The 24581-nt window shown below is 41.8% G+C and carries 27 protein-coding genes; 18 read left to right on the top strand and 9 right to left on the bottom strand.

Annotation, left to right across the window (positions count from 1 at the left end; translation table 11 throughout):
* Positions 1-74: 74 nt before the first annotated feature.
* Entirely contained in the window at positions 75-779 is a 705-nt protein-coding gene (locus AN390_RS13915; RefSeq protein WP_004588673.1) for a response regulator transcription factor, read from the bottom strand.
* Positions 780-958: 179 nt separating this feature from the next.
* On the bottom strand, positions 959-3454 hold the full coding sequence (locus AN390_RS13920) for a S9 family peptidase (protein WP_055255147.1): 2496 nt from the start codon (positions 3452-3454) through the stop codon (positions 959-961).
* An 84-nt stretch (positions 3455-3538) separates the two neighbouring features.
* Here AN390_RS13920 and AN390_RS13925 point away from each other — a divergent pair, with 84 nt between their 5' ends.
* The gene (locus tag AN390_RS13925) at positions 3539-4615 is read left to right on the top strand and encodes a CNNM domain-containing protein (RefSeq protein WP_055255148.1); all 1077 of its coding nucleotides are present in this window, start codon (positions 3539-3541) and stop codon (positions 4613-4615) included.
* A gap of 18 nt (positions 4616-4633) precedes the next feature.
* On the opposite strand, the gene AN390_RS13930 is transcribed toward AN390_RS13925, so the two are convergent.
* The gene (locus AN390_RS13930) at positions 4634-5851 is read right to left on the bottom strand and encodes an EAL domain-containing protein (protein WP_055255149.1); all 1218 of its coding nucleotides are present in this window, start codon (positions 5849-5851) and stop codon (positions 4634-4636) included.
* Between the two features lie 183 nt (positions 5852-6034).
* Between AN390_RS13930 and AN390_RS13935 the strand changes: the two genes are divergently transcribed.
* A complete protein-coding gene (locus AN390_RS13935) occupies positions 6035-7051 on the top strand; it encodes a metalloprotease (protein ID WP_055255150.1) in 1017 nt (338 codons plus the stop codon).
* A gap of 44 nt (positions 7052-7095) precedes the next feature.
* Here the strand turns inward: AN390_RS13935 and AN390_RS13940 are convergent, their stop codons facing one another.
* Entirely contained in the window at positions 7096-8406 is a 1311-nt protein-coding gene (locus AN390_RS13940) for a short-chain fatty acid transporter (RefSeq protein ID WP_055255151.1), read from the bottom strand.
* Positions 8407-8631: 225 nt separating this feature from the next.
* On the opposite strand from AN390_RS13940, the gene AN390_RS13945 reads away from it, so the two are divergent.
* Entirely contained in the window at positions 8632-9699 is a 1068-nt protein-coding gene (locus AN390_RS13945; protein WP_055255152.1) for a potassium channel family protein, read from the top strand.
* Between the two features lie 19 nt (positions 9700-9718).
* The gene (locus tag AN390_RS13950) at positions 9719-9925 is read left to right on the top strand and encodes a PLDc N-terminal domain-containing protein (protein ID WP_004588680.1); all 207 of its coding nucleotides are present in this window, start codon (positions 9719-9721) and stop codon (positions 9923-9925) included.
* Between the two features lie 2 nt (positions 9926-9927).
* Here the strand turns inward: AN390_RS13950 and AN390_RS13955 are convergent, their stop codons facing one another.
* Positions 9928-10959, bottom strand: a complete 1032-nt coding sequence (locus tag AN390_RS13955; protein WP_055255153.1) for a hypothetical protein — start codon at positions 10957-10959, stop codon at positions 9928-9930.
* 122 nt (positions 10960-11081) lie between these two features.
* Positions 11082-11540 (bottom strand): EVE domain-containing protein, encoded by a 459-nt coding sequence (locus AN390_RS13960; protein WP_054983961.1) that lies wholly within the window; start codon positions 11538-11540, stop codon positions 11082-11084.
* A gap of 79 nt (positions 11541-11619) precedes the next feature.
* On the opposite strand from AN390_RS13960, the gene tesB reads away from it, so the two are divergent.
* Positions 11620-12477, top strand: coding sequence for an acyl-CoA thioesterase II (gene tesB / locus AN390_RS13965; RefSeq protein ID WP_004588683.1), 858 nt, complete (start codon positions 11620-11622; stop codon positions 12475-12477).
* Between the two features lie 195 nt (positions 12478-12672).
* Here the strand turns inward: tesB and plsB are convergent, their stop codons facing one another.
* Entirely contained in the window at positions 12673-15111 is a 2439-nt protein-coding gene (gene plsB / locus AN390_RS13970) for a glycerol-3-phosphate 1-O-acyltransferase PlsB (protein ID WP_029773518.1), read from the bottom strand.
* 413 nt (positions 15112-15524) lie between these two features.
* Here plsB and rpsJ point away from each other — a divergent pair, with 413 nt between their 5' ends.
* The 11 genes from rpsJ to rpsQ are packed head-to-tail and all read left to right on the top strand — an operon-like array spanning position 15525 to position 20491.
* Positions 15525-15836: a 30S ribosomal protein S10 gene (gene rpsJ, locus AN390_RS13975; RefSeq protein ID WP_002957900.1), complete on the top strand. Its 312-nt coding sequence runs from the start codon at positions 15525-15527 to the stop codon at positions 15834-15836.
* A gap of 27 nt (positions 15837-15863) precedes the next feature.
* Positions 15864-16499 (top strand): 50S ribosomal protein L3, encoded by a 636-nt coding sequence (rplC, locus tag AN390_RS13980; protein ID WP_004588685.1) that lies wholly within the window; start codon positions 15864-15866, stop codon positions 16497-16499.
* Between the two features lie 17 nt (positions 16500-16516).
* Positions 16517-17122 (top strand): 50S ribosomal protein L4, encoded by a 606-nt coding sequence (gene rplD / locus AN390_RS13985; RefSeq protein WP_004588686.1) that lies wholly within the window; start codon positions 16517-16519, stop codon positions 17120-17122.
* The gene (gene rplW / locus AN390_RS13990) at positions 17119-17421 is read left to right on the top strand and encodes a 50S ribosomal protein L23 (RefSeq protein ID WP_004588687.1); all 303 of its coding nucleotides are present in this window, start codon (positions 17119-17121) and stop codon (positions 17419-17421) included. The genes rplD and rplW overlap by 4 nt, the downstream gene beginning before the upstream one ends.
* Before the next feature lie 17 nt (positions 17422-17438).
* Entirely contained in the window at positions 17439-18263 is an 825-nt protein-coding gene (rplB, locus tag AN390_RS13995) for a 50S ribosomal protein L2 (protein WP_004588688.1), read from the top strand.
* A gap of 15 nt (positions 18264-18278) precedes the next feature.
* Positions 18279-18557 (top strand): 30S ribosomal protein S19, encoded by a 279-nt coding sequence (gene rpsS / locus AN390_RS14000; protein WP_004588689.1) that lies wholly within the window; start codon positions 18279-18281, stop codon positions 18555-18557.
* Positions 18558-18571: 14 nt separating this feature from the next.
* Positions 18572-18904, top strand: coding sequence for a 50S ribosomal protein L22 (gene rplV / locus AN390_RS14005; protein ID WP_004588690.1), 333 nt, complete (start codon positions 18572-18574; stop codon positions 18902-18904).
* An 11-nt stretch (positions 18905-18915) separates the two neighbouring features.
* Positions 18916-19617, top strand: coding sequence for a 30S ribosomal protein S3 (gene rpsC / locus AN390_RS14010; RefSeq protein WP_004588691.1), 702 nt, complete (start codon positions 18916-18918; stop codon positions 19615-19617).
* A 12-nt stretch (positions 19618-19629) separates the two neighbouring features.
* Complete coding sequence (gene rplP, locus AN390_RS14015) at positions 19630-20043, top strand: 50S ribosomal protein L16 (protein WP_002957890.1); 414 nt, start codon at positions 19630-19632, stop codon at positions 20041-20043.
* Positions 20043-20234 carry a 50S ribosomal protein L29 gene (gene rpmC / locus AN390_RS14020; protein WP_004588692.1) on the top strand — a complete coding sequence of 64 codons (192 nt, stop codon included), beginning with the start codon at positions 20043-20045 and terminating at the stop codon, positions 20232-20234. Before rplP ends, rpmC begins: the two co-directional genes overlap by 1 nt.
* Positions 20234-20491, top strand: coding sequence for a 30S ribosomal protein S17 (rpsQ, locus tag AN390_RS14025; RefSeq protein ID WP_004588693.1), 258 nt, complete (start codon positions 20234-20236; stop codon positions 20489-20491). The genes rpmC and rpsQ overlap by 1 nt, the downstream gene beginning before the upstream one ends.
* Positions 20492-20818: 327 nt before the next feature.
* Here the strand turns inward: rpsQ and AN390_RS14030 are convergent, their stop codons facing one another.
* Positions 20819-21355, bottom strand: a complete 537-nt coding sequence (locus AN390_RS14030; RefSeq protein WP_024031984.1) for a helix-turn-helix domain-containing protein — start codon at positions 21353-21355, stop codon at positions 20819-20821.
* A 181-nt stretch (positions 21356-21536) separates the two neighbouring features.
* Between AN390_RS14030 and AN390_RS14035 the strand changes: the two genes are divergently transcribed.
* Both AN390_RS14035 and AN390_RS14040 read left to right on the top strand, forming a co-directional pair.
* Entirely contained in the window at positions 21537-22010 is a 474-nt protein-coding gene (locus AN390_RS14035; protein WP_055255154.1) for a hypothetical protein, read from the top strand.
* Positions 22011-22123: 113 nt separating this feature from the next.
* The gene (locus tag AN390_RS14040; RefSeq protein WP_055255155.1) at positions 22124-22720 is read left to right on the top strand and encodes a hypothetical protein; all 597 of its coding nucleotides are present in this window, start codon (positions 22124-22126) and stop codon (positions 22718-22720) included.
* A gap of 30 nt (positions 22721-22750) precedes the next feature.
* Here AN390_RS14040 and AN390_RS14045 read toward each other — a convergent pair whose 3' ends face one another.
* A complete protein-coding gene (locus AN390_RS14045; protein WP_055255156.1) occupies positions 22751-24382 on the bottom strand; it encodes an endonuclease in 1632 nt (543 codons plus the stop codon).
* Between the last annotated feature and the right edge of the window lie 199 nt (positions 24383-24581).

Here is a 24581-nt window from a genome sequence, read left to right on the forward strand (position 1 = left end):
CAACAATGCTTAATTATTTTAAGGTGCTAAGCTCGGTGCTTGCTGCGTTTTTCTGCGTTTAAAATTTTAATGCGCTAAATTGAAAGCATGTAACCTTTGCCGCGCACGGTTACAATGCGTTTTTGGTCTTTTTCATCGTATAGTTTTTTACGCAAACGGCCAATTAAAACATCCACAGTACGGTCATTTGGGCTCCAATCTGGTTGGCCTATTTCTTCTGATATTTTTTCTCGTGAGGTTGCTTTGCCTGCGTTGCTAATTAAACAAATTAGCACTTTGTGCTCGGCTTCGGTTAAGCGCGATTCAATACCTGATGAGGTAATTAATGTGCGGTTATCGGGGTGGAGCTTAAAGTCGGCGTATTCTATAAACTCTTCGCTTTCATCATCGTCTTGATTAATTGCAATACGTTTATAAAGTGCGCGCATGCGCAGCTCCAGTTCTAATAAATCAACAGGCTTACAAATATAGTCATCAGCACCTTGTGCAAGCCCTGCAATACGATCGGCTTGAGAATCGCGGCTAGATAAAACAATCACGCCAATATCGGTCAAAGTGTTGAGCTCTTTGGCAAGCTGCAACCCATCACGCTTGGGTAATACAATATCAATAATGGCAAGAGAAATAGCGCTGCGCAGGTTTACGCGTTGCCTAACTATGTTTAGGGCATCGGCACCTGTGGGGTCTATTTCTATCGAAAATTCGGTGTCTGTAAAGTGATTTTGGATGCGCTTAACGAGTAGCTCGTCGTCTTCAACCAATAAAACGTTAATTGCCATAGGACTTATTTTTGTATATTTATAGCTCTGTATGGTAGCACCAATCGTTAAATGCTGAGAAGAGGGCGGTGTAACTTTTCGGTAACTTTATGTTTCAGATATAAAAGGCGGCTTACCTAAGGTTGCTGTTTATGTGAGTAAGCTCAGCACATTTAGCTAAAAATGTGCTGAGCGCTGTGTTACTTATCTGAATACATTGCGTCCCACCACTGTGGTTCGCCTTTTAGTTGTTTATCAAAATAAGCAAGCATGGTGTTCCACCAATCAAAGCGTTTATCACGAGCAAAAATTTGATGGTCGGCGCCTTTATATTCAATAAGTTCTACGTCTTTATTTAAAAGCTTTAAGGCGGTATACATGGTTAAGCTTTCGCCAACAGGTACATTGGTATCGCTATCGCCGTGTAACAGTAGTAAAGGGGTCGTTACTTTATCGGCATGAAATACAGGGCTGTGATCGCTATAAAGTGAAGCGTTATTCCACGGAAAGCTATTTTTTGATGCTTCGCCTGAGTATAAATACCCCCACCAACCTTCGCCCCAATACGAGGTTAAGTTTGATATACCCGCATGCGCAATAGATGCACTAAACATGTCTGTTTTGGTGGCAAGTAGCATGGTCATGAAGCCTCCGTATGAGGCGCCTAAATTACCCACTTTTTTGCTATCAACAAAATCGTATTTTTTTAAAAAGGCCTGCGTACCTTGCATTATATCGCTAGCGGTATAATCGCCCCAGGCGTTAACGTGCTGAGCAGAAAATGTTTGCCCAAAGCCAGTTGCCCCTGTTGGCTGCAATACATAAACAACATAGCCATTTGCTGCCCACAAGTTAAATGGGTAGCGCCCTGTAAAACCACGGGTAACCGGTGAGGTGCCACCGTAGTAATAGACAAGTGCAGGGTGTTTTTTAGTTTTATCTAGGTTAGTAGGTAAGTACACACGCCCTGTAATTTCTACGCCGTCTTTATTTGTAAAGTTAAACTCTTCCAGAGTCGGTATTTGTGTATTAGCGTAGGCAAGCGGCTTAGAGTCCCAGATTAGGTCTGTTTTATTTTTACTTATATTTAAGCGTTTAAGCTGCTGAGGGGTAGATGCTGTGGTACCGCTTAGTAGCACTTGCGGGTTTCTCTCGTGCGAGTAGCTAAATTGCTCAACGATATCTAAACCCGTATTAAGTTTTTTAAAGCGCTGTTTGCTCAAGTCATATAAATACAAAGGTTGGGTATCTTGCTCTGTTACTTTTATAAGCGCATCGCCATTATCAAGCACATGTAATTCACCTATAGCGGGGTCAAACTGCTTACTAAGCGCTTTTACATTCTTACCGTTATCGCTAAGTAAGTACAATTGGCCGTCGTAATTATTAGCTAACATCCCTTTTGGAAGGGTACGGCCTGCGCCATTTTTAAAATCTGGGCCAGCAACAACGTACACATCTTTGTTGGCGTACTTTGCATGGTTAAAGGTTTTAAATTTACCAAAAGACGTTATTTTATTCGATTGTAAGTCAAGTTCCACCAGTTCAGTTTCTGGGTGGGTGGTGGCTTGCATAACCATAACTTGGCGGCTCATTAATACTTTGCCACGATTAGTGTTTGCATCTTCAAAGCTATGCGAAATAGGGCCTTGGCTAAGCGCTTTGGTTAAACCGCTGTGGGTGTCTAACATATAGAGCTGACTTACGTTGCGTGCATATGACCATCTATCTTGAAGACCTTTGTAGTGCTTAGTTAAGCTGTTGTTGTCTTCGGGGGTTTTAGACCAGCTAAAAATAAGGCTGTTATTATTATAAAAATTAAAGTTACTTGCGCCTTCAAGCTCTCTGGCCAATGTTTTAATGCTGAGGTTTTTACGGTTTAGCTGTTTTAGCTCACTCCCTAGCATATAAACTAAAAATTGATTATTGGGGCTCCATACCATATTGCTTGGTTGCTGGCCTTCAAAACGATACAAGGTTTGATTTTGGCTATTTTTAAGCTCAGTTACCACGTTTGCTTGGTTAGCTGTTTTATTTGAATAGCTGCGCGTGCTGGTAACGTATTGCTTAGCATCGGGCGCTAAAGAAAGTCCACTAATGGTGGGTGCATCAAAAAGTTGCTCGGCCGAAAGTCGCTTAGTTGTAGAGGTGTTAATTGTAATGTTGTCAGTGTCGGCTTTGGGTTCAAAATCGAGAGAAACGTTGTTCCAGTTAGCCACTTGTTGCGCCACTACAATCACACTATGAGAGCCATTAGTTAACGATAAAGAGTATGTGTGGTTATCGCCTTTTTGAAGCTTGGCATCAATAAACAACTGAGCGTTCTCTATCCCTTTTATAGTTAATGTGCCTTGGCTATAGCGGGTTGTTTCAATATTGAACTTAAGCGCTTGTAGGCCACCTAAAGTAAGTGCGTTTACTTTATTAAACGGCTGCCAGCTATGCTTTTTACCAAATACAGACACACTTTGCGTATTACGTTGCAACTGCTCTAATAAGTTATTAATAATGACTTGGCCGTGTGGTGTTTGAAATGGCTTAACTTGCATGTTTTCGCCTAAAGGGCCAATAAACTCGATATTTGATTTATCAAGCGGGGCTGCTATTGCTGTCAAACTCAAGCTGCCAAGAGCAAAAAAGGTAGCTGCTTGTTTTAGTAATTTATTTTTTGTGGTCCAAGGTGAGCTAATTCTCATATTTGTGCCTATTATTGATAGTTATTTGGCCAAATATAGCATGTATTGTTACCATGCCCATATGTTCAACTCATCGGAGAAAAAGTGACTTTACTGATTGTGTACATGGTTGCTGCCATCGTTATTTCTTTTTTATGCTCTGTAATGGAAGCTGTACTGTTAAGTATTTCGCCCAGCTATGTGGCGCTATTACGCAAAAAACAGCCTGAACTTGCAAAGCAGCTCGAAAAACTAAAAAATAATGTAGATCAACCGCTTGCTGCAATACTAACGCTTAACACAGTGGCCCATACCGCCGGTGCTGCAGGTGTGGGTGCGCAAGCCGCTGTGGTTTTTTCAGATGCGGCAGTAGGAATTGCCTCTGCCATAATGACACTCTTAGTATTGGTACTTTCAGAGATTATTCCAAAAACCTTAGGGGCCAATTATTGGCGTGCCTTAACCCCTAGCGTGACCTATTCTTTACGCTTTTTAGTGATGTCGCTAAAACCATTTGTGTGGCTTGCTCAAAAGCTTACTAATTTAATGGGGGCCAAGCACGATGAGGCTTTTTATATTCGCCAAGAAATAGAAGCCATGGCAGATATAGGCACCGAAACAGGGGCAATCCATGCCGATGAGTCAGAAATAATCCGCAACCTTTTACATTTTAGGCATGCTAAATTAACCGACTTAATGACGCCGCGTACTGTGCTGTATAAAGTGCATAAAGGGTTAACGGTCGATCAGTACATGAGCGAGCACGGCTCGTCTTCATTTTCGCGCGTGTTAGTATTTGATAAAGACGCCGATGACATAATTGGCTTTGTGCATAAAAACGACATTATGTTGGCTTATCACCGCTTAGGTACCGATTATAAAATTAGCAAATTAGTTAAGCCTATTCATACGGTACCCGAAGGGCATAATGTGTCATCGCTACTACAAACCTTGCTTAAACAGCGTACTCACATATGTTTAATTGTTGATGAATACGGTGATGTTCAAGGCATTGTAACCCTAGAGGATATGATAGAAGCCCTTATGGGGCTTGAAATTGTTGATGAGCGCGACCAATCGACCAATATGCGCATGGTTGCCAAGCAGCGCTGGCGCCAGCGTTTAGCAAGCAGCGAGCACATAGTTAGTGAAGATGACGACACGCCCCGAGATAATAAATAATTACGACGGGGTTGAAGGTTAGCGTTTAATTGTGCCCCCCGCCGTATTTACCCAGTTTAGTGCCCACTCTATAAAATCGTCTTTGGCTTTAGGGCAGGTAAACAAAAATCCTTGCATGGCTAAATTAGTGCGGTAGTTTTTTAAGTAGAGTGATTCTTCGGCGCGCTCTACGCCTTCGGCAACAAGGGCTAGTTGCTCTTGGCTGGCAATATCAACCAGTGAGCTGACCACCACTTGCGAAAACTGATCTGTTTCAATATTACTAATAAGTGTACGGTCAATTTTTATTTCAGTAAAAGGCAGGCGCTTAATCTGATTCATGTTGGTAAAACCTACACCAAAGTCATCCAATGATATGCCAAAGCCATGCATTCTTAATCTGTTTAAGGTTTCTAGCTGAGAAAGGCTAGACAGCGCATGTTGCTCGGTAATCTCTAAAATTATATCACTAGGTGATAGCTCATTGAGCTGCAGTATAAGCATCAGCTTGTTGGGGCAGCTTAAATCATCTAGTTGCGTGGGAGATAGGTTAAAAGCCAGTTTTAGATGCGCAGCAATGTTTGTACGTATAGCTTTTAAGTCGCTGGTGGCTTGCTCAAATAAGCTAAAGGTAATTTGATTAATTAACCCCGATTGCTCCGATAACGAAATAAACCGATTGGGCGAGATGATTTCGCCAGTGTGCGTTTTAACGATGCGCGCTAGCACCTCAATACTTTCTATTTCACTGGTTTGAGAATTTATTTTTGGCTGATAGTAAGGGATTATCTCGTTTAAATTGATTGCCTCATGCAATGCTTTTTCTGAAATAGAGGCATGAGAAAGGTCGGTATGTACTGCTAAGTGTTTTGCTTTTTGTAAAACGGTTTTTACTTGGCTAAGTTGCACGGGTTTAGCTAAATTTGCGACTAAATGAATATTGCTATGGCGCGCTAAATTGGCAGCTAGGTTAATAACCTTATGATCCATCTCCGAAATTATAACTACTGCGCCTGTAAAATTAAGCTCGCCTAGTTTTCTTATAAACTCCATACCATCCATTTCAGGCATGTTTAAGTCTGTAAATACAATATCGTAAAAGTTTATATCGTCGGTTACGTGAGTTAGCGCTTGCTGAGCACTCAGGCATTTTGTAACTTTATTCGAGACTCCTAGCTCATTTAAAATGGCCTCCATAACAATTAAAATCGCCTTTGAGTCATCCACAACTAAAATATTGGGTACCGAAATCGACATGCTCTATCCTTGTAACTGCTTAATATATTAGTACTGTAAAAATAGCGCCTGATCAGCCTTTTGTCAGCTTAGTTTTATATTATTTTTTTATCTTCTAAGTGCTTTTGCGCTTATGGTTTAAGGCAATTCGTGTTTTTTAAATTCATCGGTATACTAGCGCCATTGTTTTAACTGGTTTTAGTCATGATAAAAATCGATCTCATGCTTGCAGAGCAACCATTAACGCTAATGGTGTCTGGGCATAAAATAGTACAAATATTTCATAATCAACAGGCCATAAGCTTTGCAACACCCAAAGAGCATTACGCCGAATTTACTTTAGATAATAAGCAAATAGGGATTGATAGCTCACATGTTCATGAGCAGTCTTTATCGTTATTTGTTGATGGTGTGTTTGCTACTGAACTAGCTTTACCTGCGCCGGTAAATAGCCAGCCCAAAAAAGGCTTTTTAGGGCTAGCGGCACTGGGCTTTAAATTATTTAAAAGTGCAAAAGTAATTAAGGTGGCGCTGGCAGGTGCATCGGTTGCCGGCTATGCCTGGTTATTTAGTATTGAATTTGCACTAATGCTAATTGCCTGTTTAGTGGTACATGAATACGGACACGTTAGAGCCATGAAATACTTTGGCATAAAGACCAAGGGTATTTACCTTATCCCCTTTGTAGGTGGATTGGCTGTAAGTGACGATAAAATAACAACGCGCTGGCAAGATGTAGTTATATCCCTTATGGGGCCAGCGTTTGGTTTGTTTACCTCTGTGCTGGGTGTGGTTTTATATTACGCCACCGAAATGGACATATTTGCCGGCGTTGCAGTACTCAGTGCCTTATTGAATTTGTTTAACCTTTTGCCTATTTTACCGCTTGATGGCGGACATGTGTTAAAAAGTATCAGTTTTTCAATGCGATCTTGGGTCGGTTTAAGTGTGTGTTTACTCGGTGTGTTATTTGGCTTATGGCTGAGCTACACATTTGGCTTAATGTTGCTGGTGTTCTTTTTGTTTGTTGGCGCACTGGAAATCGTATTTGAATGGCGCGGTCGACATTACTCGCATTTATTGCCGCTTGATAAATACGGCCAAGGTTTTTCAGCCGCTATGTACGCTATTGTAGTTGCAGGCCATGTGGCAGTGATGATGCACTTTGCAGATTCAGAAAACCCAATATTGAGCCTGCCGATGACGATTTTATCAAGCTAATCGCTATACGCGCAGTATACCTAAATACTGCGCGTTATTAAGGGTTAGTAAAAGCTCAGCACTAGCGATATAAATACCCCCGTTACAAATAACTGCACTACACAAAACCCCATAATGTCTTTTGCTTTTAACCCTGCAATGGCTAATACCGGTAAAGCCCAAAAGGGTTGAATTAAATTGGTCCACGCATCGCCCCACGCAACAGCCATAGCAACACGTGATATATCGGCGCCCAGCTCTTGCGCTGCGGGTATAACAATAGGTGCTTGTACTGCCCATTGGCCGCCACCAGAAGGTACAAACATATTAACAAGCCCTGCACTTATAAAGCTAAAAAATGGCAAGCTATCGGCATCAGCAACAGCTATAAAACCACGCGATATTTGCTGCGCTAAACCGCTGTCGACCATCACAGCCATAATACCTGCGTAAAACGGAAATTGAATGACAATACCTGCGCCGCTGGGAATTGCTTGTTGCAAGCTATTAAGCAAGTTATGGGGTGTTTGGTGCAAGGTAATGGCTAAAAACAAAAACACAGCAATAATGCTGTTTAGGTTTAGGCTACCGCCTGCAACTATAAAGTAATACGCCAAATAGCAAAGGCCAAGTAAACCAATCGAAATGCCAAGCAGCTTTGTGTGTTCTAAATGCTGAGCAGGGCGAGTAATTTTTTCATGTGCGGGCGGGGGCTCTTTAATAAGTGCTGGGTCTACATATACGCTGTTTTTATCACTGGGTAGCATGTAGCGGTTAACCAACGGCATAATAATAAATAAGCCAATAAGTATGGCTATGTTAAAACCAGCAAACAGGGTTTGCTCGGTACTAATTATGCCAATGCTATTTTGTGAAAAGTGCCCTTCGGTAGCAATCGTAAGCGGAATTGAGCCTGCTAAGCCGCCATGCCACACCACAAAGCCAGAATAAGCACTGGCAACTAATAGGCGGTAATCGACCTGTGTTTGCCTTGCAATTGCTTTGGCAAATAAAGCCCCAATAACTAAGCCAAACCCCCAATTAAGCCAGCTGGCTAATAGCGAAATAAGCGTGACTAAAAAAATCGCTTTTGGCGCAGTGTTAGCAAGTTTAGCTAATTTTTCTAGTAGTTTATTTATAGGTGGTGTACTAGCCAGCATATAGCCGGTAATCAGCACTAACAGCATTTGCATGGCAAAGCTAAGCAGGTTCCAAAAACCACTCCCCCATGCGTTAATAACTTCAATATGTGTTGCGGGGGTAAAAATACTGGCAGAGAGTAAAGTAATTAAGCTCAGCAATATGACAAATATAAAAGGGTCGGGTAAGTAGCGCTCTACTAATTTGGTAAACGGTATGGCAATTTTATTAAGCATAATGTGTCTGTGTGTTTTTTAGTCTTATTATAATTAATCATGCTCTTAGCACATTAGCAAACCCGCATTTAGTCTTATATTTTAGGGCCTGAGTATCTTATAGGTTGAACAAAATTTAATCCTAAAAGGGTAACAGGCCTTACTTAAAGGCTTAAACGTTGCTTAAAAGCATGGCTTACAGTAACGTACTGTTTATAGATAATTTACTAACAAAGATTTTGTATCATGCCGGTAATATTTAAGAGGCTAGCGCTACTTGTTCGTGCTCATATCGATCAGCTGAGCTGGCAAGCCGTGGTGCTTGCAATACTTGCTCATATGTTAGTGACTTGGGGGCTGCTATTTATTGCAAATGAGCAAGCGCTTACCTCGTTTACGACCTTTTTTTACTATTACACAGTAACTACCTCAACAGTGGGTTACGGCGATTTTAGCCCAACCAGCGAGCTGGGGCGTTGGGTAGTGGCTTTAATACAAATTCCGTTTGGATTAGCTTTATTTGGCGTTCTGTTAGGAAAAACAGGGCAAACAGTGACTTACTTAATTAGGCGCGCTATGACTGGTGATAAAAACTTTGCTCACAGTAACAACCACATTATTATTTTTGGTTGGCACGATACCCGAACAAAAAAAATGATTGATTATATCCTTGCCGATACCAAACGTACCGACCGCCGTATTTTGTTGGCGGTGACTGAGCAAATGGATCACCCATTTTTAACTAACGAAAATGTCGACTTTGCCCGCCTAACAAGTTTTACCGATTTAGAAGAGCTTGAGCGCGTAGCTATTAACCGTGCCGACAAAGTTATTATTGATGGGCAAGATGACGACCAAACATTTACAACGGCACTGCGTATTAGCCGTTTAGTTAAAGATGAGTGCCATATTAGCGCGCACTTTTTAGATGAAACCAAGGTCGATATGTTGCTTGAGCATTGCCAAAATGTAGAGTGTAGTAGCGCTAAGTCGGCTGAGATTTTAGTACGCTCAATGCAAGACCCAGGCTCGAGTCGAGTACAAGAAGAGCTATTATCTACATTGCACGGCGACACGCAGTTTAGCCTAGCTATTCCAAGTGAATGCGAAGAGATGGAGTTTGGCACTTTATTTCATCATTTTAAGCATGACTATAATGCTATTTTGTTAGGGGTGGCGCATAACTTAAGTGCACAAAATATGGATTTAAATCCGCCACTTGATTACAAGGTAAATGCGGGCGATATCCTGCACTACATTGCCCTTGAACGTGTGCTAACAAATGAAGTAGATTGGCAAAGCTTGGCCAAATAACCAAGGCTTAGGTTAAATAATGAATGAAGTAGTATTTTTAATAATTATTTTAAGCGCTTATATATTACCCGTGGTGATAGTGGTTAATAGTAAGCGCACCCAAGGCCACGAAAAAAACGGCTGGTTATTAGGCGTAATTATTTTTTCGTGGTTGGGGCTTTTTATGTATTTTACGATTGTGCCCAAGCATGGTCACAAAAAAAGAAAGAAGAATAAACCGTCATAGGTCTATTCTAGCTGCTTGAGCTTGTGCTCAACCAGCGGATCATCTGGCACTATTTGTTGGGCAACTTCTAATAACTGAATAGCATCATTTGGGTGTTCATCTTGATGTTTAAGTGCGACATCTATTAACGGCTGAATATCTATTTTGGCCTGATGTTCTTGCACATGCACTTCTTTTTCATCTGCTAAAATTTGATGTGCTGTACTTAATAATGCCAAGCGATGAGGCGAACTCGCATTTGCCTTATTTAGGCTTTGATAATACTCTTCTTTTAAGCGCAAAGTTTTGGTTTGCAAACGAAACTGCGCTATATCAATCTGCTGGTGGCGTATAAAGTCAACAGCCACCTGTTTGTAAAAGCCAAACTTAGTGAGGTAGCTTGCGTGGGTACCGTGGCCCATGCCAAACACTCTTAAATGAGTCAGTTGTGGGTACCGCTTAGCATGTAGGCGGTCTATTTTATTGGTGGGGTCATAAATTATATACCCCTTAGCATGGCCTAAATCGAGGTCGTTATACTCACTTTGCCAATCAAATTGCTGCGCAAGCTCTGTGCTGGAGCGGGTATCCCACGGAACTGTTTCGGTGTTTTTGGTGCTAACAGGATGAAAAAATAAAACCTGATCTAATTTAAGTAATTTTGCAAACGCGCCAACAGCAAAACCACCGCGACTAAGGCCATAGCCTAAGCGGCACTTAAACGGTGTAAGTAAGCTTGATAGCTGCTCCAAAAAGAAGATTAAATTACGGCTTCTAAACCAATTGCTTTTGCCTAAATGTTGGAACGAAATAACATTAACATTTTGTTTTTGCGCTAAGTGATAGCCCCAAGGGGCAAAGTCATCGGTTAGGTCGTGTTCTTGGACGTTTGTGCCCGCGGGGGAAAAAGTAAAAAGCAGGGGCTTATTTAAATCAACAAATTCGTATTTTACATACACATCGCCGAGTAGGTCGCCGCCACACATAGGCAGCTTAGTTTGTTGTTCATCACGGCAAAGCGTTAACCATTCATCTAACCAATACAGTAGTTTCATTAATCCCCCAATTATAACTCGCGGGGGATCGTATCAAACACGGCCAAATGAGGTCAAACATAGCCAAGCTTTAGCCCGTTAATGGTTAGCTACTAATACAGCTTGATATTTACTTACTGAGCTTAATTGCTCATGGCTATTATTTGCTCCCAGTCGTTTTGAGTGACTGGCATTACCGAAAGGCGGCCTGCTTTTTTAAGGGCTAATTCGGTAATAGCCTCGTTTGCTTTAATGTCTTTTAAGCTTACGCGTTTGTTTAAATGGCTTTTATAGGTTACTTCAACTACAAACCAGCGCGGTTTATCACTAGTGGCTTTCGCATCGTAATAGTCACTATTTAAATCAAACTGGGTTGGGTCGGGGTAGGCTTCTTTAGTGACAGTGGCTATACCCACAACGCCCACTTGTTTGCAGCTCGAGTGGTAAATAAATACTAAGTCACCTAATTTTATATCGTCACGCATAAAGTTACGTGCCTGATAATTACGCACGCCTTCCCATAGGGTGGTTTGTTGCGGCGCTGTTTTTAAATCATCAATCGAAAAAGCATCGGGCTCAGTTTTAAATAGCCAATAATTCATAGCGTTACTCATTTAGTTAGATTTACATAGCTGCATTGTATAGTATCATTAGCTTATCTGGGGATTGAGAGAACAGCAAATGAGCCAAGTATTAGATGATTTATTATCGTTATTGTCACTTGAAGAAATTGAACAAGGTTTATATCGTGGGCAAAGCCAAGATTTAGGGTTTAGAGCGGTATTTGGTGGTCAAGTAATGGGGCAGGCGTTGTCTGCTGCAAAAGAAACGCTACCAAAAGGACGTGTTGTTCATTCATTACACTCTTACTTTTTACGCCCCGGCGACGCCGCAAAACCGATTGTTTACGACGTAGAAACCATCCGCGATGGTAAAAGCTTTAGCACCCGCCGAGTAAGCGCTATTCAATACGGTAAACCTATTTTTTATATGACTGCGTCGTTTCAGGGTGAAGAAGAAGGCTTATCGCATCAAGCAACCATGCCTAATGTACCGCCACCAGAGGAGCTTCGCTCGTCGCTTGAGTTTTATCAAGAAAACGCCCACCACATACCCGAGGTGATCCGTAATAAGTTTATACGCGAAATGCCCATTGAAATGCGTCCGGTTACTTTTCATAACCCATTTAAGCCAGAGGTTATTGAGCCCGTAAAGCACATTTGGATTAAAGCCAATGGCGATATGCCCGACGATCAACGCATTCATAATTACTTATTAGCGTATGCCTCTGACTTTGAGTTTTTACCTACGGCATTACAGCCTCATGGCGTATCGTTTATGCAGCCAAATATGCAAGTGGCAACGATTGACCATGCTATGTGGTTCCACCGCCCATTTAGAATGGACGATTGGATTTTATATACCATAGACAGCCCAAGTGCTAGTTCTGGGCGAGGCTTGGTAAGAGGCCAGTTTTTTGACCGCCAAGGTAATTTAGTCGCATCAACGATTCAAGAAGGGGTGATGCGCCAGCGTTAATTTGATTAGGTTTACTAGCAATAGACTGGCTGTTAAGCGCAAATTAGCAGTGCTTTCGCTAAAGGTTTTGCCAAGAGATAAGCGCCTCTATGTAGCGTCGCTGTTTAATAACTAAACGTACAAAAAAGCCTCAACATGTTAAATGTTGGGGCTTTTTTAATGGTGTTTAATTAGAGCTTAAATTACAGCAACTCGCTAATTACATTGATCTTGCACTATGTCGCTAACCGATTGCCATATACGCGCAGGTAATAAGGTTTTTAAGTACATGTATATTTCACACAGTTGTGTACTACCGTGAATACCATTTTCACCTTCAGTAATTAGCAGCTCACCGCGTAAATTATCAATAAAGCTTACCAGTACTTTTTTATCAAAAAACTCTGGGGTTTTAATGCCATGTAAGGTGCCTAAACGGTTTGCCAGTACTTGGCTTTCACGCTCTAGTTCGGCTTTTTCAATTCCGTTACTGGTTTGAATAAAGCCCACAACAATAGCATAACGTTGTAACGTAAAGCTAAGCGACCTTCCTAGCATTTCAAGCTTGGCTAACGAATCATTCGTGTTAGTAACATGAATGGTATCGCCATCAAGCTCAATTAAGTTTTGATCGCTAAAGTTAGCCAAAATACGGCTTATGTAGTTTTCATCTAGCGGCTGTAAATACCATTCTTTTGCAAACAGAGGGTAAAAAGCCGAAACAAGCTTTTGGCATTGCTCAACTGTACTACTGTGTTGCTTAAATAAGTGCAAAGCAATAAGGCTTGGCACAGCAAATAAGTGCAAAATATTATTACGATAATAGTTAAACAGGGTTTTTTCTTTATCGTTAATTGCAATAATTTCGCCAAATTCATCGCTAATAACATCAAACTTATTAAGCTTAATGGCGTGTGTTAATAGTTGCTCTGGTGTTTCATCGGGGGCCGTGACTTTATCGCTATAGCTTGCATCGCGTTGTAGGCGTAAGTAAAAATCTAGTTGCGCTAATAGCTTAGGCTTACTTAACGCGTGCTTGTCGTTAACTAGCAAAATCATAGCCAGTAAATTCACAGCGTTAAGTGCTGCGGCATTATTAATTTTTACCATTACTTGGTCGGCCAATGCGGCTACTTGAGGGCCTAGCCATTGCGGCTTTTGCACATCGGTAGGGTGTATTGCATCGCGCCAATCAGGTTGGTTGTCGTTTAAGTATTGGTTTATAGAAATAGGGTCGCCAAAATTTAAGTAACCACGGCCGTAATTTTTAAGGTTTTTAATGGCTTTAAAAATACCAAAAATGGACTCGCCTTTTTTATCTTTACCGGCAAGCTCTTTTAAGTAGGTATTGATTTCCATTACATGTTCATAGCCAATGTATACCGGCACAATAGAAACCGGGCGGTCTATGCCGCGTAGCATTGCTTGCAATGTCATGGCGAGCATACCGGTTTTTGGCGGTAGTAATCGGCCTGTACGGCTGCGCCCGCCTTCAGTGTAAAACTTAACTGAGTAACCTTTAATAAATAGCTGGCTTAAATACTCTTTAAATACGGCTGAGTAAAGTTTATTACCGGCAAACGAGCGGCGGATAAAAAACGCCCCTGAGCGGCGAAAAATACCACCGGCAGGGAAAAAGTTAAGATTAATGCCCGCGGCAATATGCGGCGGCACCAAACCTTGATGGTATATAGCATAGGTAAGTAACAAGTAATCCATGTGGCTGCGATGACACGGCATATAGATTATCTCGTGGCCTTTATTTGTTAGCTCATGAATCTGCTCGGTGTATTTTATATCTATACCGTTATAAAGCTTAGTCCACAGCCAGGTTAAAATTCTGTCGCCTACACGTATCATTGCCTCAGAGTAATTAGCGGCAATTTCATCTAGTAGTTTTAACGCGTTTTGGCGGGCTTCTGTTTGGCTTATTCCTTTTGACTTTGCTTCATCTTGAATTGCTTTTTTTATTGTCGGCGAAGCCAAAAGTGAGTTAAATAATTGCTCGCGCGAGGGCATTTTAGGGCCCGTAGCGGCCAGTTTTTGGCGTTTAAAGTGCACCCGAGCAACTCGTAATAGTTTTTGTGGTAGCTCATTTACGTCGGCTTTTTCGTTCACGATAAGTGATAAATCGAGTGGCTGGCTAAAGCGAATAAAGTTATCGCGCCCAGAAAAAAGCACAACGAAAAATTTTCTAAACCAACTAGGCGTAAGAGAGTGGGTAATTAAGGTACGAATACCTGGCTTTTCTTTACCTGGGTCGCGCCCCCATAAAATAGTTACCGGCACCACTTGTACATTCTTTTGCCCGCTATTTAATAAATGCTCAACTATTTGCTTACCCTGTGATAAAGCGGCGGTCGGTTTAGCGGTATCGCCAAATAAAGGTGGCGGATTTTTAATACCAATAAAGCGTGCCAGCTCTTGGTTTCCTAACGTTTGATATTCGCATGGGTTAGGCAAACCATGCTTTTTACATACATTAGTAAGCGCAGCTAAATCGAAACGCGAATTTAAACGTACTATATAAAAAGTAGGGTGTTCAGGATTAAGGTCATATTGTTCTATTGGGCTTTGGGGAAGGACCTTACTTTTTACCAAAACACGGCTTACGCAGCTAGTAAGAAAATTCAAACAATAATTTAATAAACGCATCGACTCACCATATTGAGAGTATTAAAAGCAAAATTAGCGCATAGGATACCATAATATCTATAAAATCCTGTAATTTGCGTAATCGGTTAAATTATAAACATAAGACTAATTTGGCGCTGAGCAGTTCAATTATAGCTATAAATAACCTGTGGCGGTTATTTGGGCAGCCTTACACCCGTAATTAATTTGCAATTAGTTGTTGCATTTATCACCAATATCACTATAATACGCAGGCTTTCAAGATTCCTCTGGAACTTGAAGGGATAAATTAAGCTTGGATTTCAAGCTAATAAACAGGAGTTCCGATTTGGAACTCATCGTAGATATAAATCAACAACCGGCATCTTAATTATTAAGATTGTTTCGGTCGTTTTTTTATGCTCTTTAAATGCTCTTTATATTGAGGTTTAAGAATGTCAAATCAACGCATTCGTATTCGCCTAAAAGCTTTTGACCACCGTTTGATTGACCAATCAACGGCGGAAATCGTGGAAACTGCGAAACGCACAGGCGCACAAGTACGTGGTCCAATCCCACTACCTACACGCTTTGAACGTTTTACTGTACTAACTTCACCGCACGTAAACAAAGATGCGCGTGATCAGTACGAGATCCGCACCCATAAACGTCTGATCGACATCGTAGAACCAACTGACAAGACTGTTGACGCATTAATGCGTTTAGATCTTGCTGCTGGTGTTGATGTTCAAATCAGCCTGGGTTAATCGAAAGATTAGAGAGGTTATAGGAAAATGGCATTAGGTCTAGTCGGTCGTAAAGTGGGTATGACACGTATCTTCACTGAAGATGGTGTATCTATCCCTGTGACAGTTATCGAAGCGACTCCTAACCGCATTGCTCAGATCAAATCTGACGCAACAGACGGTTATAACGCGCTTCAAGTAACCGCAGGCACTAAAAAAGCAAGCCGTGTAAACAAAGCAGCAGCGGGTCATTTCGCTAAAGCTGGTGTTGAAGCGGGTCGCGGTCTGTGGGAATTCCGCCTAAATGGTGGTGAAGGCGATTTTGAAGTAGGCGCTGAGCTTACTGTTGAATTATTCAACGAAATCAACAAAGTTGACGTAACCGGTACTTCTAAAGGTAAAGGTTTCCAAGGTGGTGTTAAGCGCTGGAATTTCAGCATGCAAGACGCTACTCACGGTAACTCTCTATCTCACCGTGCTCCTGGTTCAATCGGTCAAAACCAATCACCTGGTAAGGTGTTTAAAGGTAAGAAAATGGCCGGTCATATGGGTGCTGAGCGTGTAACGACTCAAAACTTAGAACTAGTTCGCGTTGACGCTGAGCGTAACTTGCTTTTAGTTAAAGGTGCAGTACCTGGCGCTATCGGCGGTGACGTTATCGTTAAACCAGCTGTTAAAGCATAAGTCCTGGAGATTTAGTGATGGAATTAGCAATTAAAGACGCTTCTGGCGCTCTTGAAGTTTCTGAAGCTACTTTTGGACGTGAGTTTAACGAAGCATTAGTACACCAAGTAGTTGTTGCATACGCAGCAGGTGCTCGTCAAGGTACTCGTGCTCAGAAGACACGTTCTGAAGTAAGCGGTGGTGGTAAAAAACCATGGGCTCAAAAAGGTACTGGCCGTGCACGTGCTGGTACAATCCGTAGTCCAATTTGGCGTTCAGGTGGCGTTAGCTTCGCAGCTAAACCACAAGACCACAGCCAAAAAGTAAACCGTAAAATGTACCGCGGTGCGATCAAAAGCATCTTATCTGAATTAGTTCGTCAAGAGCGTTTAATCGTTGTTGAAAGCTTTGGTCTTGAAGCACCAAAGACTAAAGAACTAGTTTCTAAGCTTAAAGAACTTGAGCTTAAAGATGTTCTTATCGTGACTGAAGAAGTAGATGAAAATCTTTTCTTATCGGCACGTAACCTGTACAAGGTTGACACGCGTGATGTAGCTGGTATCGATCCTGTAAGCTTAATTGCTTTCGACAAGGTACTTATTACAGCTGCTGCTGTTAAGCAACTTGAGGAGGCGCTAGCATGATCCGTGAAGAACGTCTTTTAAAAGTGATCCTTGCTCCACATATCTCTGAAAAAAGCACAATTGCTGCTGAAGAAAACAATACTATTGTTTTTAAAGTAACAAATGACGCAACTAAAGCTGAAATTAAAGCAGCAGTTGAGAAGCTTTTTGAAGTAGAAGTAACGGGTGTTCGCACACTTAACGTTAAGGGTAAAACAAAACGTACTGGCATGCGTTTCGGTCGTCGTAGCGACTGGAAGAAAGCTTACGTTACTCTTAAAGAAGGTAGCGAGCTAGACTTTGTCGGCGGCGCCGAGTAATAAGGGGAGTTAGAATTATGGCACTTCAAAAGTGTAAACCAACTTCTGCGGGTCGTCGTCACCTAGTTAAAGTGGTTAACCCAGATTTACATAAGGGTAAACCTTACGCACCACTATTAGAGAAAAACTCTAAATCAGGTGGTCGTAATAACAATGGTCGTATTACGGTTCGTCATATCGGTGGTGGTCATAAGCATCATTACCGTTTAATCGATTTTAAACGTACTAAAGATGGCATTCCAGCCACTGTTGAGCGTTTGGAATATGATCCAAACCGTAGCGCAAACATCGCTCTTGTATTATATGCAGACGGTGAGCGTCGTTACATTATCGCACCTAAAGGCTTAAAAGCTGGCGATGCAATCCAGTCTGGTGTTGATGCACCAATCAAGCCTGGTAATGCATTACCTATGCGTAACATGCCTGTAGGTTCGACTGTTCACAACGTAGAATTAAAACCAGGTAAAGGTGCTCAAATCGCACGTTCTGCTGGTGCATACGTTCAAATCCTTGCGCGTGATGGTCAATACGTAACATTACGTCTTCGTTCTGGCGAAGTACGTAAAGTACAATCTGATTGTCGTGCAACGCTAGGTGAAGTAGGCAATGCTGAGCATATGCTTCGTTCACTTGGTAAAGCAGGTGCAAATCGCTGGCGTGGTATTCGTCCGACAGTTCGTGGTGTTGCCATGAACCCGGTTGATCACCCACACGGTGGTGGTGAAGGTCGTACATCTGGTGGTCGTCATCCTGTGTCTCCATGGGGTAAGCCTACTAAAGGTGCTAAGACGCGTAAGAACAAGCGTACGGATAAATTTATAGTACGTCGTCGTACTAAGTAATATTGAGGAATAGCCATGCCACGCTCTCTCAAGAAGGGTCCTTTTATAGACCTACACTTGCTGAAGAAGGTAGAGAAAGCTTTGGAAAGCGGTGAAAAGAAGCCAATTAAAACTTGGAGCCGTCGTTCAATGATCATACCTAACATGATCGGATTGACCATTGCTGTCCATAATGGTCGCCAGCATGTACCAGTTTTCGTTTCTGACGAAATGATCGGTCACAAACTAGGTGAATTTGCACCAACTCGCACTTACCGTGGCCATGCCGCGGATAAGAAAGCGAAGAAACGCTAAGAGGGGAATGATAAATGCAAGCATTAGCTAAACATAAATTCGCCTCTGGTTCGGCGCAAAAAGCTCGTCTAGTTGCAGATCAGATCCGCGGACTACCTGTCGATCGCGCTCTAGAAATCCTGGCGTACAGCCCGAAAAAAGCGGCTGTATTAGTTAAAAAAGTACTTGAGTCTGCTATTGCTAACGCAGAGCATAACGAAGGTGCTGACATTGATGAGCTTCGTGTAACTACGATTTTTGTGGACGATGGTCCTACAATGAAACGTATTATGCCACGTGCTAAAGGACGCGCAGACCGCATCCTTAAGCGTACAAGCCACATCACTGTTGTGGTTTCAGATAGCTAGGAGTATAAGTAATGGGACAAAAAGTTCATCCTACTGGTATTCGCCTAGGTATATCTAAACCTTGGGTTTCTACCTGGTACGCGAGTTCTAAAGATTTCTCTGATCAGCTTTTTGGCGATCACAAAGTACGTACTTTCCTTACAAAGGAATTAAAAGCGGCTTCTGTGTCTAAAATCGTTATTGAGCGTCCAGCAAAATCGATCCGCGTAACAATTCACACGGCTCGTCCGGGTGTTGTTATCGGTAAAAAAGGCGAAGACGTTGAAAAGCTACGTCAAGCGGTAACTAAGATCGCAGGTGTACCTGCTCAGATTAATATTTCTGAAGTACGTAAACCAGAGTTAGATGCACAACTAGTAGCAGACGGCATTGCCTCTCAGCTAGAGCGTCGTGTTATGTTCCGTCGCGCTATGAAGCGTTCGGTACAAAATGCAATGCGCATCGGTTCTAAAGGGATCAAAGTTGAAGTTAGCGGTCGTCTTGGCGGCGCAGAAATCGCACGTTCAGAATGGTATCGTGAAGGTCGTGTACCTCTACATACTCTTCGTGCTGATATCGACTACGCAACTTCTGAAGCCTTAACCACTTATGGTATCATTGGTGTTAAAGTTTGGATTTTCAAAGGCGAAGTTATTGGTGGTTTACCACTAGTACAAGAGCAAGAGAAGCCAGCTAAACGCGCACCAAAGAAAGCCAAGAAAAGTGCTAAGTAGAGGTAGCGAGTAATGTTACAGCCAAAACGTACAAAATTCCGTAAAATGCACAAAGGCCGCAACCGCGGTTTAGCGCAAAACGGTAACAAAGTAAGCTTCGGTACTTTCGGTTTGAAAGCTACTGGTCGTGGCCGCATGACTGCTCGTCAAATCGAAGCAGCTCGTCGTGCTATGACGCGTCACGTGAAACGTCAAGGTAAAATCTGGATCCGTGTCTTCCCTGACAAGCCGATCACAGAAAAGCCTCTTGAAGTTCGTATGGGTAAAGGTAAAGGTTCTGTTGAATATTGGGTTGCTGAAATTCAGCCTGGTAAAGTACTTTACGAAATGGAAGGTGTTTCTGAAGAGCTTGCTCGTGAAGCGTTTGACCTTGCAGCTCGTAAACTGCCATTCAAAACAACTTTCGTAACTCGGACGGTAATGTGATGAAAGCAAGCGAACTAAAAGACAAAAGCGTAGAAGAGCTAAATGCTGAACTTCTAGGACTTCTTCGTGAGCAGTTTAACCTGCGCATGCAAGCAAGCACTGGTCAGTTAGCTCAGACACACACGCTAAGAACAGTACGTCGCGATATCGCGCGTGTAAAAACAATTATTAACCAGAAGGCAGGTCAATAATGAGCGATAAAATTCGTACTCTTCAAGGCCGTGTAGTAAGCGACAAGATGGAAAAATCTTTCACTGTTGCTATCGCACGTTACGTGAAGCACCCAATCTATGGGAAATTCATCAAACGTACTACTAAGCTACACGTACATGACGAAAACAACACAGCAAAAGCGGGTGACGTAGTTACTATCCGTGAATGCGCACCAATTTCTAAGAATAAATCTTGGACTTTAGTAGACGTTGTTTCTAGTCCAAAACAAGCTTAATTTTTAAATTAAGTAAGTTTTGTAAAAAAAGCCCTGGCATTAGCCGGGGCTTTTTGTTTGCGTTTAAAAAAAGCTGTAAGTTTGAAGCTTTCAGTCCTCAGCTGCTCGCAGTGGTGTGAAGCGCCGTAGCTTGGGTTGAGACTAGAACACTTGAGAAAAAAGCACGCCACGAATACGTAATAGTCCTAATACTAATCGAAAATAATACCAATCGTGTTAAGTTATGAGGCATTTATAGCGACAGATAAAAATTTCTGATGTACGACTGTATAGATGTTTGAGGTAGAGTAATACTGGAGTAATTGCCAAGAACAACTAAATAACAGCCTATAATTTACCAAACCTATGCCTTTGCGAGAGTAAAGCTGCAACAATAGATATTAATATGCACACGGCAGAGCCTACCACTAGGAAGCGGTTCTCGATTCGACTGACTTGCCTTTCTCCTACAATTTGATAGGTCACATCCCCCTCAATAAAGCGTTCGCCTTGGTATTGCTGAGTGACGTTAAATGCTAAAAAGTCACCTAGCTTTGCTTGATAGGTAAAGTAGGTTTGTGGATAAAAAATTTCATATGTTGCACATAACCACGCTATCAGCCCACATATAAATAAAGCCAAGCTCATAATTAAAGTGATGTTTGAGGGCTTATGTATCGCTGAGCTTATAGGTAGGCATTTATCAATACAGCCTTCGCCATAGCAAAGTTTAAGCTTTTCAATTACCTCAGTTGAGGGGATAAACTGTCCATTTTCAAGCTTTGAAAGGTACGACTGTTGAATTCCAATTTCACGCGCTGCATAAGCCTGAGTCCACTTTTTATTTGCTCTAAGGCGTTTTAACTCCATTCCTAACGCTTGCATACCCTCTGCTCTTACTTGATTAGTTAAGCGTTTTATTATCGCTAAAATTAGTATTTATAAATAGTCTAAAAGCGTATATTCATGCTTATTAATATAAAGAATATTATGAATATTAATAGCTTATATTCAATTTAACAAAATATAAGGTATGCTCAATTCGATTTTAATAAGGAGATATAATATGTCGAATAAATTTACTAGCGCTATGTTAGTGCTTATCAGTTCACTGTTTTTTATAAACCCCAGTTACGCAGAGCCTGTTTTTGCAATTAAGGCCAGTATTTATAAATTACAGAATGAGATTACCGTAGATAGTAAAATAGAGCAGGCTTTAAAAAATCTAAGCCCTACGCATCAACCTCAGCTACTCACGCTATTAAATAAAAGTGCAATGATAGAAATTGGTGATGATACGCAAATGACGGCGCTTGAAGTAAAGCCTAACGCAGAGGGGTCGCACTTTAACGCTAGCTTGAAGCTAAAAGAGCAGGTTGATGGCAAGTGGGAATCTATTTCTTCCTTTATGCCGCAAATCCCAAATGGGCAAACAGTGTATTTAAGCCGCACCTTTACAGATAAAGTATGGCTGATAAAAATTACAGGTAAACGCTACGAATCAATAGAACGTGCAGAGCAGGCCTTAAATCAAAAGTAACGCCTGTTAATTTACCGTACAGTGTGTGGCTGCAAAAAAAGTTTAATATAAGTTTGCTGGTAAAGTGTGGCGGGCACGTTAGTATGCGCTAATAAAGGTACAAGGAGCGTAGTATGGCTAAGCAAACAGTGTTAATTATAGGTAATGGCCCCGTCGAAAAGGATGTAAGTAAAGCCCTAAACAGCTTTGATAGAGTGGTGCGCTTTAATATGTGTGCAAACATGCCTGCATACTTAGGCCGTAAATGTACTGATTTATGGCTAGTAGGGCGAGGTAAGCAAGGCGCAATGCTCTGCGTAGCGTTTCCAGATATAGATATAACGCAGCTGAAAAATGTCATGATCACTGACCCAAAACCTAACTTATATACTCAACCTTTTTATAAGCTAATTAACCGCAGGGGCTGTATTGACCATGGCGATGAAATAATACGTAAATATAGCCCGCATGCAAACGTGAGTCGAATCGCCCAGCACGATAAAACAGCACTATTAAAACACTTAAATACGTTTGGCAAACCTGCTTTTAAAGCTAAAACACCCAGTTCGGGAATGTTAGCCATTGAGCACTTTTTAAAGCAGCAAGCACAGGTGTATATTATCGGTTTTGGTTTTAAGGGCTGGAAGCGTCATCCGTGGGATTTAGAAAAGCAGTATGTAGCGTCACTTATTGCCAAACAAAAAGTACAGTTATTAAAAAGCCCCAGTTAATGCTGGGGCTAAAAAGTTATAAGCAGGCTATTACCAAATCATCTCAACAAATTCAGGGTGATCGATATACGGGTTACGATTACCTTGAAACTCATAAGCTGCTTGGTTACGGTCAAGTTCCATTTGGCTAACAGGGTCGGCGTTATGCCAGTTAAGTAGCATAGCTACCACCCAGTTTTCGAATACTTGATTGCTTGTACCATTAAGGACTGCATTACTGGCAGTTGTGTTATTTTGCCACGAGCCTATTACATTCTCGTAGCGGGTTGCCATGTAAAAATAAGCGCGAGCAAAGTCACCTTTAAACTCATCAATTGGCTCAAACACCGTACCTGAGTAATTAATAGAGCTTGCTGCTGAACCGACTTTACTACCGTTTGTTGATGTAAATGATGCGCTAGCCACTTCACCAAATGGGTAGTTACTACGTTTTGAGTTTACATAACCGTCGGTTGCATAAATGTGGTGCACGTCTGAATTCATTGGCTCATTTGTGCCGCCAAACCAGCTTTTAGGGAACGAATGCTCGCGGTTATAGCAATCTGCTTCACTGTTATAAGTACCGCACTGATCGCTCACCGCGGTGTAAGTATAACTGTCGCTACCATTTGGCTTTTCGCTATACATATCTAAAATACTGTTATCGTTTTCAAAGTATTTATCGCGTGCTGAAGAATCGTAAAAGTTCCAAATAGCCGAGTAACCTTGCGAGCTGTGATTTTTGATAATGTTATAAAGCTCAGTTTTTAATGCATAGCCAGATAAACCCTGAGTTGTTACGTAATAACCTGTTGGTGTTGGGTTAGTGCCACCGCCAGTATCACCACCAGAGCTATCGCCTAATTCAAAAGTTGTACTATCTGTGTTATTAAAACTTGCGCCACTGGCAAGTGTGGTGCTGCCCTGAGTGAGCGCATAATTACCATTACCTACGTTACAGCACATACCGTCGCCATAGCTGTCACTTATAACTAGGGTGTATGCGCCATCAGTTAAACAGAGTTGCTCATTATATTGTGTGTTAGAGGCATAACCACTACCACTGGCTACGCTGCTACCTTGGCTGTTGTTAACCACCCAGCTGGTTTCGCTGCCGTAGTTATCGGTATTAAGTGTTAAAGTAAGGCTATGGCCGTTACAGCTGCCTGAAGCGCCGCCGTCTGTATTAGGCAAAAAATTATCTACATAAACGGTTTCATTGCCATCAAAGCCGCTCATATCGTAAAAACGTAAACCAACATTAATGGTTTTATTACTGCTAGGCGTATAACTGTGGCTAATTGTTTGCCACTGGTTAGTTTGCGCTTGGTTAGAGTACCCTTGGTAGCCATCTACATACAGGCGGGCCCTTATGCCTCCTTCAGTGTGATATACATCCACTGAGAAATCATATGTTTTGCCAGCCTCCACACTGACTTGTTGTAATAAGTCGGTATTGCTTTGCGAGCCGGTGGTCACATTAATAGCCGCCGCGCTGCTTGCGTTATTTACGATACTGGTTGAGCGCGATACATTAATACCGCTATCAATTGTGGTCCACGCGTCAGGCGTATTGCCTGTCCACTGCTCAAAGCCGCCATTAGCGACATTGGCCATTGCTGGGGTGGCGGCAATCAGTAATGCCGTGCTAAGTAACTTATTTTTGTATGTCCCGTGTGACATGATTGTTCCTATTTTTTATAGTTGAGTAAATAACATACACTATCTGCACAAGGTTACAAATTTGTTAAATACAAAATTAATAAAATGGCAATAATAAGCCTTTAAGCTGTTTTTGAAGGTCTTTATATAAATTAATAACTAAATGGAATAACAAAGCAGATTCTATTCTTTTTTTCTCACCGCATAGCCCGCTATCCTG

It is taken from the genome of Pseudoalteromonas sp. P1-11, assembly GCF_001399995.1.
GTDB classification, from domain to species: domain Bacteria; phylum Pseudomonadota; class Gammaproteobacteria; order Enterobacterales; family Alteromonadaceae; genus Pseudoalteromonas; species Pseudoalteromonas atlantica.